9 protein-coding genes are annotated in these 12532 nt (G+C 63.5%); all 9 read left to right on the plus strand.

Annotated features, from left to right (window positions below):
- The first annotated feature begins 136 nt into the window (after positions 1-136).
- The 9 genes from KR541_RS08095 (at position 137) to KR541_RS08135 (ending at position 12531) form a co-directional block, all read left to right on the plus strand.
- Positions 137-1915 carry a methyl-accepting chemotaxis protein gene (locus KR541_RS08095; protein WP_216089635.1) on the plus strand — a complete coding sequence of 593 codons (1779 nt, stop codon included), beginning with the start codon at positions 137-139 and terminating at the stop codon, positions 1913-1915.
- A 548-nt stretch (positions 1916-2463) separates the two neighbouring features.
- Positions 2464-4386, plus strand: coding sequence for a PrkA family serine protein kinase (locus KR541_RS08100; RefSeq protein WP_027784391.1), 1923 nt, complete (start codon positions 2464-2466; stop codon positions 4384-4386).
- Positions 4387-4511: 125 nt separating this feature from the next.
- On the plus strand, positions 4512-5780 hold the full coding sequence (locus KR541_RS08105; protein WP_006476064.1) for a YeaH/YhbH family protein: 1269 nt from the start codon (positions 4512-4514) through the stop codon (positions 5778-5780).
- A complete protein-coding gene (locus tag KR541_RS08110; protein WP_089488418.1) occupies positions 5777-7456 on the plus strand; it encodes a SpoVR family protein in 1680 nt (559 codons plus the stop codon). Before KR541_RS08105 ends, KR541_RS08110 begins: the two co-directional genes overlap by 4 nt.
- A gap of 237 nt (positions 7457-7693) precedes the next feature.
- Positions 7694-8998, plus strand: coding sequence for an MFS family transporter (locus KR541_RS08115; RefSeq protein WP_050012591.1), 1305 nt, complete (start codon positions 7694-7696; stop codon positions 8996-8998).
- 428 nt (positions 8999-9426) lie between these two features.
- Positions 9427-10242 (plus strand): ABC transporter substrate-binding protein, encoded by an 816-nt coding sequence (locus tag KR541_RS08120; protein WP_089488420.1) that lies wholly within the window; start codon positions 9427-9429, stop codon positions 10240-10242.
- A gap of 94 nt (positions 10243-10336) precedes the next feature.
- Positions 10337-11059: an amino acid ABC transporter permease gene (locus KR541_RS08125; protein ID WP_089488421.1), complete on the plus strand. Its 723-nt coding sequence runs from the start codon at positions 10337-10339 to the stop codon at positions 11057-11059.
- Positions 11060-11061: 2 nt separating this feature from the next.
- A complete protein-coding gene (locus tag KR541_RS08130) occupies positions 11062-11787 on the plus strand; it encodes an amino acid ABC transporter permease (protein WP_216089485.1) in 726 nt (241 codons plus the stop codon).
- 351 nt (positions 11788-12138) lie between these two features.
- Positions 12139-12531: an ESPR-type extended signal peptide-containing protein gene (locus KR541_RS08135; protein WP_290369658.1), complete on the plus strand. Its 393-nt coding sequence runs from the start codon at positions 12139-12141 to the stop codon at positions 12529-12531.
- Position 12532 lies beyond the last annotated feature (1 nt).

A 12532-nucleotide genomic window follows, 5' to 3' on the forward strand; every position in this document is an offset into this window, starting at 1 on the left:
AAACAGACGAATAATACGAAATAAACACGGCAAAACCATCAAGTTATGCGCCGCCCGGTCGTAAATGCACCGAGTGAAGCAATGCTTCGAGCCAACGGGCCGGGCCCGTTCATGACGACGCAACACAGGGTGGATGATGGTGTTCAGGAAGCTGACGATTCGTGCGCGCATCGGTTTGACGATGGCGTTTCTGGCGGTACTGCTGGCTGTCACCGGCGTGCTCGGTCTGCACGGGATGACGCGTTCGAACGAGTCGACGCGCGAGATTTACACGAACCAGATGCCGAGCGCGGTCGACGTCGCGGTCTCGGAAATGTTCGCCGCACGCGAGCGCCTCGCACTCGACCGTGCGGCGCTGCTGGCCGGCACGCCGGACTCGGCGGCGGCCATCGAGCGCAGCCGCGCGATGCGCACGCAGTCGGACGCGTGGTGGCAGAAATACCTTGCGCTGCCGCGCGACGCCGACGAGGACCGGCTCGCACAGGACGTCGCCGCCCGGCGCAAGGTGCTGCAGGCCAGTTGCGACGCGTTCGCGAGTGCGGTCGCGGCCGGCGATCATGACCGGATCGGCGACGGCGCGAAGCAGCTTCAGGCGCGCTATACCGAGCTGGCCGCGGCCGGCGAAGCGCTGCGCAACTTCCAGTTCGCCAATGCGCAGGCGCACTTCGATCAGGCGGAATCGGTGTTCGAGACGATGCGCGTGCTGTCGATCGTCGTGCTGTTGGCCGGCATCGGCGCCGCGGTGCTGTCGTGGCTGACGCTGAGCCGCGCGATCGGCCGCCCGATCGCCGACGCGCTGTCGCATTTCGACGCGATCGCCGCGGGCGACCTGCGCCGGCCGATCGTCGTGGACCGGCGCGACGAGATGGGCCAGATGCTGGAGGGCCTCGCGAGGATGCAGCGCGGGCTCGTCGACACGGTGCGCACCGTGCGCGGCGGCAGCGAGTCGATCGCGACCGCGGCCCGCCAGATCGCGGCCGGCAACATCGACCTGTCGTCGCGTACCGAGGAACAGGCCGCCGCGCTGCAGGAAACCGCGTCGAGCATGGAGCAACTGACCGGCACCGTGAAGCAGAACGCGGACAATGCGCGTCAGGCAAGCTCGTTGGCCGCGAATGCGTCCGAGATTGCAAACAAGGGCAATACGGTGGTCGGCCAGGTGGTCGGCACGATGGGCGAAATCAACGACAGCTCGGCGAAAATCGCGGACATCATCGCGATCATCGAGGGAATCGCGTTCCAGACCAACATTCTTGCGCTGAATGCGGCCGTCGAAGCCGCGCGGGCCGGCGAGGAAGGCCGAGGCTTCGCGGTTGTCGCCGGCGAAGTGCGCAGCCTCGCGCAGCGTTCGTCGAGCGCGGCGAAGGAAATCAAGGCGCTGATCGACGCGTCGGTGGAGCGGATCCGGACCGGCTCGACGCTGGTCGACGAAGCCGGGCGCACGATGAGCGACGTGATCAGCGCGGTTCAGCGCGTGACGGACATCATGGGCGAGATCGCGGCGGCGTCCGAGGAGCAAAGCGGCGGGATCGACCAGGTGGCGCGCGCGGTCACGCAGATGGACGAGGTCACGCAGCAGAATGCCGCACTCGTCGAGGAAGCCGCGGCTGCCGCGCAGTCGCTCGAAGAACAGGCGGCCCGCCTGCGCGAAACGGCGGCGGTATTCCAGCTCGACGACGGAGCGGCACGCGCGGGCGCCGTCGTTGCGGTGGCGGCGCGTCCTGCTCCGCGTGCGCCTTCCGCTCCGGCGGCGGCCCCCGCACCGGCTGCCGCGCGCGTCGAACGCGACGCCGCGCCGAAACGTGCGGCCGCTGCAGCGACGGCGCCGGCGCGCAAGCCTGCCGCCGTCTCGGCTGCGCCCGCGCCCGCGCCGGCCGCCGCGACCGTCGGCGGCGACGACTGGGAGACGTTCTGATCGGCGCGCGCCGCGTATCGATCCCCATTTGGTGACCAACGACGCCCGCGATTGCGGGCGTCGTCGTTTCTGCGACAGTTGAATGTGACAGCGTGGACGATCGGTCGTGCATCGGCACGTGCGTTGCGCATCGTGCACCGACGGACCCTCGGCGATGCGCTGCATGCGCGTCATGTTCCCCCGTTCGTCGTACGGGTATGTCCGTAAGGGACTGCGAAAAAAATTTGTAACGGTGCGCGCGGCGTGTCATCGCACGCGACCGCTCGAACGTATAGGAATGAAGGGAGAGGCGACGACGTCGGAGGTGTCCAACGCACGAGACGTTTCGATGTTCGACGAGACGCGGCGGATGCAGTTTCTGCGGCTCGGGAGGTCGATTGTAAAACGACGAAATGCGTTGTCCAAGCGGTGTTGTCGAGAATGACGAACTTCATACGAAGAGTTCGTGAAAAAAAATAAGAAAGGGTTTAGGATGAATTCGAACGCGCTTGCTTCTGCGCAGTCAGACGAAGGCAGGCACGTCTTCAGACTCAGGCGAGGGAGGTAGCATGGATATTTACAGCAGCTTCGCGAACCGCTTCGAAAAAACGCGAGAGGAAGAGCTCTCGCTGGAGGAGTATCTCGCGCTCTGCAAGAACGATCCATCCGCGTACGCGACGGCTGGTGAACGCATGCTGGAAGCAATCGGGGAACCTGAACAGATCGATACCCGCAACGATCCGCGCCTGTCGCGGATCTTCGCGAACAAGGTCATCAAGGTGTATCCGGCATTCCGTGAGTTCTACGGAATGGAGGAGGTGATCGAGCAGGTGGTCGCATACTTCCGCCACGCTGCGCAAGGTCTTGAAGAGAAGAAGCAGATTCTCTATCTGCTGGGCCCGGTGGGCGGCGGCAAGTCGTCGATCGCCGAGCGCCTGAAGCAACTGATGGAGCGCGTGCCGTTCTATGCGCTGAAGGGCTCGCCCGTCAACGAATCGCCGCTCGGGCTGTTCGACTACGACGAGGATGGTCCGATCCTCGAGGAACAGTACGGCATTCCGCGCCGCTACCTGAAAAGCATCCTGAGTCCGTGGGCCGTCAAGCGCCTACACGAATACAACGGCGACATCCGCCAGTTCCGCGTGGTGCGCCGCTATCCGTCGATCCTGCGGCAGGTCGGCATCGCGAAGACGGAGCCGGGCGACGAGAACAACCAGGACATTTCGTCGCTGGTCGGCAAGGTCGATATCCGCAAGCTCGAACAGTACGCGCAGGACGATGCCGACGCCTATAGCTACTCGGGCGGCCTGTGCCTCGCGAACCAGGGCCTGCTCGAATTCGTCGAAATGTTCAAGGCGCCGATCAAGGTGCTGCACCCGCTGCTGACCGCCACGCAGGAAGGCAACTTCAAGGGCACCGAAGGTTTCGGCGCGATTCCGTTCGACGGCGTGATTCTTGCGCACTCGAACGAATCGGAGTGGAAGGCCTTCCGCAACAACCGCAACAACGAGGCACTGCTCGACCGGATCTTCGTCGTGAAGGTGCCGTACTGCCTGCGCGTGTCGGAAGAGATCAAGATCTACGAGAAGCTGATCCGAAATTCGTCGCTGGCCGAGGCTGTATGCGCACCGGGCACGCTGAAGATGATGTCGCAGTTCTCGGTACTGTCGCGCCTGCACGAGCCGGAGAATTCGAGCCTGTTCTCGAAGATGCAGGTGTACGACGGCGAAAACCTGAAGGACACCGATCCAAAGGCGAAGTCGTACCAGGAATATCGCGACTACGCGGGCGTGGACGAAGGGATGACCGGCGTGTCGACACGGTTCGCGTTCAAGATCCTGTCTCGTGTGTTCAACTTCGATACGAGCGAGGTCGCGGCGAACCCGGTGCATTTGATGTACGTGCTCGAGCAGCAGATCGAACGCGAGCAGTTCCCGCCGGAAACCGAGCAGAAGTATCTGTCGTTCGTGAAGGACGTGCTCGCGTCGCGCTACGCGGAGTTCATCGGCAAGGAGATCCAGACCGCGTATCTCGAGTCGTATTCGGAGTACGGTCAGAACATCTTCGATCGCTACGTCACGTATGCGGACTTCTGGATCCAGGATCAGGAATTCCGCGATCACGACACGGGCGAGAGCTTCGACCGCGCCGCGCTGAACGCGGAACTGGAGAAGATCGAGAAGCCGGCCGGGATCAGCAATCCGAAGGATTTCCGCAACGAGATCGTGAACTTCGTGTTGCGTGCGCGGGCGGCGAACGCCGGCAAGAATCCCGTGTGGACGAGCTACGAGAAGTTGCGCGTCGTGATCGAGAAGAAGATGTTCTCGAACACCGAAGAACTGTTGCCGGTCATTTCATTCAACGCCAAGGGTTCGGCGGAGGAGCAGCGCAAGCATGAGGACTTTGTGAACCGGATGGTCGCGAAGGGCTATACGCCGAAGCAGGTGAGGCTGCTTTGCGACTGGTACCTGCGCGTGCGCAAGTCGTCATGACGCGCGCGGTATCGCGCCCGTACGGCGAGTCCGTACGGGCGCTTTCAGAGGCGCCGCCCGCATGACGGCAGACGGCATGCGCGGCGAGTGCCCCGGCAGATCGACTTTCGAGCGGGAGACCGGGAGTGCTTCATCAAATCATCGACCGCAGGCTGGCCGGCAAGAACAAGAGCATCGCCAATCGCGAACGCTTTCTGCGTCGCGTCAAGAACTACATTCGTCGTGCCGTGTCCGACGCGGTGCGCGACCGTAGCATCAAGGATATCCAGAGCACGCAGAGCATCACGATCCCGCGCAAGGACATCGCGGAGCCGAATTTCCGGCACGCGCCGGGCGGGCGTCGCGAATATGTGCACCCGGGTAATGAAGACTACGTGCGCGGCGACAAGATTCCGCGTCCGCAGGGCGGCTCGGGCGGCGGCGGCAGTCAGGCGAGCAACGAGGGCGAAGGGCAGGACGACTTCGTGTTCGAGCTGTCGCGCGACGAATTCATGCAGTACTTCTTCGACGATCTCGAACTGCCGCGCCTCGTGAAGACGCACCTGCTGACGGTGCCGAGCTGGAAGAACGTGCGCGCGGGCTGGTCGGCGGAAGGTACGCCGAACAACATCGACGTCGTGCGTTCGCTGCGCAGCGCGCTCGGCCGGCGCATCGCGCTCGGCTCGCCGCTCGTCAACGAGCTGCGCGAACTCGAGGCGCAGCTGGAGGCGCTGAAGAGCGACCCCGAAGACCGCCGCGCGGAAATCGCGACGCTCGAGGCCGAGATTCATCACCTGAAAGGGCGCATCTGGCGGATTCCGTTCATCGATCCGTTCGACCTGCGCTACATCAACCGAGTGAAGCAGCCGCAACCGTCGAGCCAGGCCGTGATGTTCTGCCTGATGGACGTGTCGGGCTCGATGGACGAGCAGCGCAAGGATCTCGCGAAGCGCTTCTTCATCCTGCTTTACCTGTTCCTCAAGCGCAACTACGAGCGCATCGAAGTCGTGTTCATCCGCCACCACACGCGCGCCGAGGAAGTCGACGAGGACACCTTCTTCCATTCGACCGAAAGCGGCGGCACGGTCGTGTCGAGCGCGCTCGAACTGATGCGCAAGGTGATGGACGAGCGCTACTCGCCGACCGAGTGGAACATCTACGGCGCGCAGGCATCCGACGGCGACAACTGGACTGACGATTCGCCCAAGTGTCGCAAAATCCTGGAAGAGGATATCCTCACCAAGACGCGTTACTTCGCGTATATCCAGGTCGCGCCGGAAGAGCAGAATCTGTGGCTGGAATACGCGCAACTGGCCCTGTCGCAACCGCATCTCGCGATGAAAAAAGTGGAATCGGCTGCGGACATTTACCCGGTGTTTCGCGAATTGTTCGAAAAGCAGGTGGAAATGTCATGACGACCCGCCATCTGCACAACGAGTCGCGCGGCTACGAGCCGCGCCCTTCCGGCGACGATACGGCCGGCCCTGCCGCACCGCAGCAACGCGCGCAGGCCGAACCGCCGCCGCCGGCCGCCGACTTGCCCGGTTCCGGGCAAAAGGAAGCGCGTATGAACGTGGCCGAACGCAAGCCGTTGCCGTGCCCGTCCGACTGGACGTTCGAATTGCTCGAGGAATACGACACGCACATCTCGCAGGTCGCCGAACAATACGAGCTCGACATCTACCCGATCCAGCTCGAACTGATCAGCGCCGAGCAGATGATGGATGCGTATGCGTCGGTCGGGATGCCCGTCAACTACCGTCACTGGTCGTTCGGCAAGCACTTCCTCGCGACCGAGAAGAGCTACCGCCGCGGCCAGATGGGCCTGGCCTACGAAATCGTCATCAATTCGAACCCGTGCATCGCGTATCTGATGGAAGAGAACACGATGACGATGCAGGCGCTCGTCATCGCGCACGCGGCGTACGGGCACAATTCGTTCTTCAAGGGCAATTACCTGTTCCGGCTGTGGACCGACGCGCACGCGATCATCGATTATCTCGTGTACGCGAAGAACTACGTCGCGGAATGCGAGGAGCGCTACGGCCTCGATCGCGTCGAGGAACTGCTCGACTCGTGCCACGCGCTGATGAATTACGGCGTCGACCGCTACAAGCGGCCGCAGAAACCGTCGCTGTCGAAGGAGGCGGCGCTGCGGCGCGAGCGCGAGGCGTACCTGCAGTCGCAGGTCAACGAGCTGTGGCGTACGCTGCCGGGCAAGAAACCGGAGCTGACGGAGGAGCAGGACGACCGCTATCCGTCCGAGCCGCAGGAGAACCTGCTGTATTTCGCGGAGAAGAATGCCCCGCTGCTCGAACCGTGGGAGCGGGAAGTGATCCGCATCGTGCGCAAGATCGGCCAGTATTTCTATCCGCAGCGGCAGACGCAGGTGATGAACGAAGGCTGGGCGACGTTCTGGCACTACACGTTGCTCAATACGCTGTACAACCAGGGGAAGCTGGAAGACGGCTTCATGATGGAGTTCCTGCATTCGCACAGCAACGTGGTCTACCAGCCGCCCGTCACGAAGCCGTACTACAGCGGGATCAACCCGTATGCGCTCGGTTTCTCGATGATGAGTGACATCCGACGGATCTGCGAAGCGCCGACGGAGGAAGACTACAAGTGGTTTCCGGAGATCGCGGGCACGCCGTGGCTGCCGGCGATGCACTACGCGATGCGCAACTTCAAGGACGAGAGCTTCATCGCGCAGTACCTGTCGCCGAACCTGATCCGCGAGATGCGGCTCTTCTCGGTGCTCGACGACGACATGCGCGATTCGCTCGAGGTATCGGCGATCCACGACGATTCCGGTTACCAGTACGTGCGGCAGGCGTTGTCGCGGCAGTACGACATCCATCACCGCGAGCCGAACATCCAGGTGTGGGCCGTCAATACGCGCGGCGACCGCAGCCTCACGCTGCGCCACTTCATGACCGACAACCGCCACCTGTCCAACGACAGCGACGAAGTGCTCAAGCACATGGCGCGGCTCTGGCAGTTCGACGTGTACCTGGAAAGCGTCGACGAGGCCGGCACCGTGCGCAAGCGCTACGAGTGCCGCTACGTGCCGCCGGAAGTGCGCGTGTGATTGTCGCCGCAGTCGGAAATGTTTGCATCGAACGCCAGCCTTCGGGCTGGCGTTTTCATATGACGAACGCGTGGCGGGAGAAAATTTTTCTACATCCGGACGAACCCGGAGCGCTTGTTACTTTACATTTCGCTAAAATCCCGTAGCGCCGTGCGCCGGAACCGGTGCCACGTGCGACCGCACGCGGCGGCCCCCAGCCGTCTCGCCCAGAAAGCACTAAAAGGAACAGACCAACCCATGGACGTCCAGACCGACCAAGCTGCGCTGTCCGCGCATGACACCCGGCGGCGCGTGTTCGCCATCGTCGGCGCCTCATCGGGCAACCTCGTCGAGTGGTTCGACTTCTACATCTACTCGTTCTGCGCGCTGTACTTCGCACCGGCGTTCTTCCCGAGCGGCAACACGACGACGCAGTTGCTGAACACGGCCGGCGTGTTCGCGGCTGGCTTCCTGATGCGTCCGATCGGCGGCTGGCTGTTCGGCCGCATCGCCGACCGTCACGGCCGTCGCGCGGCGATGATGATCTCGGTGCTGATGATGTGCGGCGGGTCGCTCGTGATCGCGGTGCTGCCGACCTATGCGCAGATCGGCGCGCTCGCGCCGGCGCTGCTGCTGGTCGCGCGCCTGTTCCAGGGCCTGTCGGTGGGCGGCGAGTACGGGACGAGCGCGACCTACATGAGTGAAGTCGCGCTGAAGGGCCGTCGCGGCTTCTTCGCGTCGTTCCAGTACGTGACGCTGATCGGCGGCCAGCTGTGCGCGCTGCTGGTACTCGTGATCCTGCAGCAGACGCTGTCCGCCGGCGAGCTGAAAGCATGGGGCTGGCGCATTCCGTTCGTGGTCGGCGCGGCGGCCGCGCTGATTTCGCTGTACCTGCGCAAGTCGCTCGACGAGACGTCGACGAGCGCATCGCGCGACAAGAAAGACGCCGGCACGATCCGCGGCGTGTGGCAGCACAAGGGCGCGTTCTTCACCGTGGTCGGCTTCACGGCCGGCGGCTCGCTGATCTTCTACACGTTCACGACGTACATGCAGAAGTACCTCGTGAACACGGCCGGCATGCACGCGAAGACGGCCAGCAACGTGATGACCGTCGCGCTGCTCGTCTACATGCTGATGCAGCCGGTGTTCGGCGCGCTGTCGGACAAGATCGGCCGCCGCACGTCGATGATCCTGTTCGGTTCGTTCGCGGTGATCGGCACGGTGCCGCTGATGCACGCGCTGAAGGACGTGACGAGCCCGGTGGCCGCATTCGTGCTGATCACGGTGGCGCTGGCGATCGTCAGTTTCTACACGTCGATCAGCGGCCTCATCAAGGCCGAGATGTTCCCGCCGGAAGTGCGCGCGATGGGCGTCGGCCTGTCGTATGCGGTGGCGAACGCGATCTTCGGCGGCTCGGCCGAGTACGTCGCGCTGTGGTTCAAGTCGATCGGCAGCGAGGAAACCTTCTACTGGTACGTGACCGTGCTGTGCGCGATCTCGCTGATCGTGTCGTGGCGGATGCGCGATCCGAGCAAGGAAGGGTATCTGCGTCACGAGCCGTGATCGGGCTGCGCGTCGCGCGTACTTGCATGATGACGAACGTCCCGCCGGTTGGCGGGACGTTTTTTTTGCGGCGTGCGATTCCGCACGCGCCGGCATGAGCGTGCCGCGTCATATCGATATGGAAATCGATTCGTTGTCCATGACGGGCGATTTCCTTAATCTGGCTGCGTAGTTCGTGTGACACCTCCTTGACTGGGATTCGCGCCCGCTGCTTGCAGCGGGCGTCTTTTTTTGTGTGACCGCGTGCGTGACCGCAGCCCATGTGCCTCATCACGAAACCCGCAGAGCAAAGCACCATTTGTTGGTTCGAATTCGCCGCACGCGCTGATACGTTAGCGGCTTCGCGACGACACACTTCGTCGCGATGTGTTTCGAACCGTGCCGCCGCGCGATCCGCGGCGGCCTCCATAACAAATCAGGTCGTGCTCATGAAAATCAACACGCTCGCTACGTGGCTCATCGGGGTCGCGCTCATCTTCGCAGGCACCGTCGCGCATGCGGACCGTCTCGACGACATCAAGAAGGCCGGCGTGCTGCGCGTCGCGACGTTCGACAGCAACCCGCCGTTCGGTTATGTCGACGCGAAAAGCAACCACATCGTCGGTCTCGACGTCGATTACGCGAAGGCGCTTGCCGACAAGCTCGGCGTGAAGCTGCAACTGCAACCGACCAACCCCGCGAACCGCATTCCGTTTTTGACGTCCGGCAAGGTCGATCTCGTGCTCGCGAACTTCACGATCACCGACGAGCGTGCGAAGCAGGTCGACTTCAGCATCCCGTATTTCTCGTCGGGCCAGCAGTTTCTCGCGAAGAAGGGCGTGCTGAAATCGGTCGATCAGTTGAACGGCCTGCGCGTCGGCGCGGACAAGGGCACGACCAACGAGATCACGCTGCGCGAGAAATTCCCGAAGGCGACGATCGTCGCGTACGACGACACGCCGTTCGCGTTCGCCGCGCTGCGGGCCGGCAACGTGCAGGCCATCACGCAGGACGGCCCGAAGCTGATCGGCCTGCTCGCGAACGTGCCGGACAAGCAGAACTACGAGATCCCGGCGTTCACGATCTCGAACGATTACATGGGCGTCGGCGTGCCGAAGGGCGAGACGCGCCTGCTCGGCTTCGTCAACGACACGCTGAAGGGGCTCGAGGCGAGCGGCCGCGCCACGCAGATCTACGACGCGTGGTTCGGGCCGACGACGAAGACGCCGCTCACGCGCATTTTCCGGATCGGCGACAAGACCTGACCTTCGCTGCACGCGCGCCGCGATCGGCCGGAACACTGGCCGCGCGGCGCTTTTCGTTTTCATCCGACCGCGCGCGTCGTGCGCGCTCTCCAGCATGCTCGGATTGGCTCCCAAATATCTATCCTGGCTCTGGCAGGGCTTCCTGCTGACACTCGGCCTCGCGGCCGCGTCGGCGATTGCCGCGACCGTCGGCGGGCTGCTGCTCGCCGTGATGCGGCATGCGCGCGGCAGGGCGCCGCGCGCGGCCGCCGCCGCGTACGTCGTCGCGTTTCGCAACACGCCGCTGCTCGTGCAACTGCTGTTCTGGTATTTCGGCGTCGCGTCGTTGCTGCCCGATACGTGGATCGCGTGGCTCAATGCACGCCATGCGGTGAGCGCGGGCCCGTTTACGCTCGCGTGGCCGTCGTTCGAATTCGTCGCGGGCTGGGTCGGCTTGAGCGCCTATACCGCAGCGTTCGTCGCCGAGGAGTGCGAAGCCGGCCTGCGCGGCGTGCGGCGTGCGCAACACGATGCGGCGGCCGCGCTCGGCCTCACGCCGATGCAGTCCCTGCGCTACGTGGTGCTGCCGCAGGCCGTGCGTATCGCGTTGCCGCCGCTGTTCGGCCAATACATGAATCTCGTGAAGAACTCGTCGCTCGCGATGGCGATCGGCGTGGCCGAGCTGTCGTATGCGTCGCGGCAGGTCGAGACCGAGACGTTCAAGACGTTCGCCGCGTTCGGCGTCGCGACGCTGCTGTACGTCGCGGCGGTGGCCACGATCGAGGCCGGCGCGTATGCGGCCACGCAATGGCGCGACCGGCTCGGAGCGGGGCGCTGACGATGGACCTTTCGCTGCTGCTCTCGAATCTGCCGTACCTGTTGGTCGGTGCATTTCCGGACGGCCCGCTCGGCGGTGCCGCGCTGTCGCTGGTGCTTGCGCTTGCGTCCGCGCTCGCGTCGGCCGTGCTCGGCGTGGCGCTCGGTGTCGCGATGGCGCTCGCACGCGGCCCGGCGCGCGTGCTGCTGCTCGCGTTCATCGGCTTCTTCCGCGCGATTCCGGTGCTGATGCTGATCTTCTGGACGTATTTCCTGATGCCCGTGCTGCTGCACATGGACGTGCCGGGGCTCGCGACGGTCGTGTGCGCGCTGGCGCTGGTCGGCGGTGCGTATCTCGCGCATGCGGTGCATGCCGGGATCGTCGCGGCGGGCGACGGGCAATGGCAGGCGGGGCTGTCGCTCGGGCTCACACGCTGGCAGACGGTGCGCTACGTGCTCCTGCCGCAGGCGATCCGGATTATGACGCCGTCGTTCGTCAACCAGTGGGTCGCGCTCGTGAAGGACACGTCGCTCGCGTATATCGTCGGCGTGCCGGAACTGTCGTTCGTCGCAACGCAGGTGAACAACCGGCTGATGGTGTATCCGGCGCCGATCTTCCTGTTCGTCGCGCTGATCTATCTGGTGCTGTGCACGTCGCTCGATGGCGCGGCGCGGTGGTTGTTGTCGCGGGGCGCGCAGGCGCGGCGTGTCGAGAGCACGGCGGTCGAACGGATCAAATCCTTGCAATGATGTCATCCCGATAAGCAATTACAAGAGATCTGATTACAGGTCGCATGCCGATTCGACCTCGCAATTCTGTCAGGGATTTTTTTGAACTGACGGGTGAGGTAAGATTCGCCCGGATTGCCGTTAACAATACCGTCGATATTTGCAGTCGACGGAGTATTTCATTATATAAAATATCAAGATAGTCGGATTGGCATGGCAGTAATCGACCGATGTATCGAGTCGTCTCGTCCATCGCATCTCGGCGACGATTGACACTCGTTGACGGTGCCTTTCCACGATTTCAAATAGATTCCACGCGATGTCCGAGGCCGTCAGGGCGGATCGAACGAAAATCGCGAGTAGACCAAGAAGATGAACAAAAACCATTATCGGCTGGTATTCAGCCGCGTACGGGGTATGTTGGTTGCCGTCGAAGAAACGGCCAGCAGCACGGGGAAAACAAATACGGGCGAGACTCGCCGTTTCGCCAAGCGCGGCGCCGAGCATCCGGCAGCGAAGTTCGCATTACGGGTGACTGCATTCGGCGCGCTGGTCGCAGCCGGCGCGAATCCGATATGGGCGACTGCGCAGATCGTCGGCGGAGGGGCTCACGCGCCCGCGGTGCTGCAGACGCCCAACGGCCTGCCGCAAGTCAACATCAACACGCCGAGCGCTGCCGGCGTGTCGTTGAACACCTATAACCAGTTCGACGTTCAGAAGAACGGCGCGATCCTGAACAACGCGTCGACGATCGTCAACACGTAGC

This window comes from Burkholderia sola (assembly GCF_905400185.1).
In the GTDB taxonomy this organism is placed as follows: Bacteria; Pseudomonadota; Gammaproteobacteria; order Burkholderiales; family Burkholderiaceae; genus Burkholderia; species Burkholderia sola.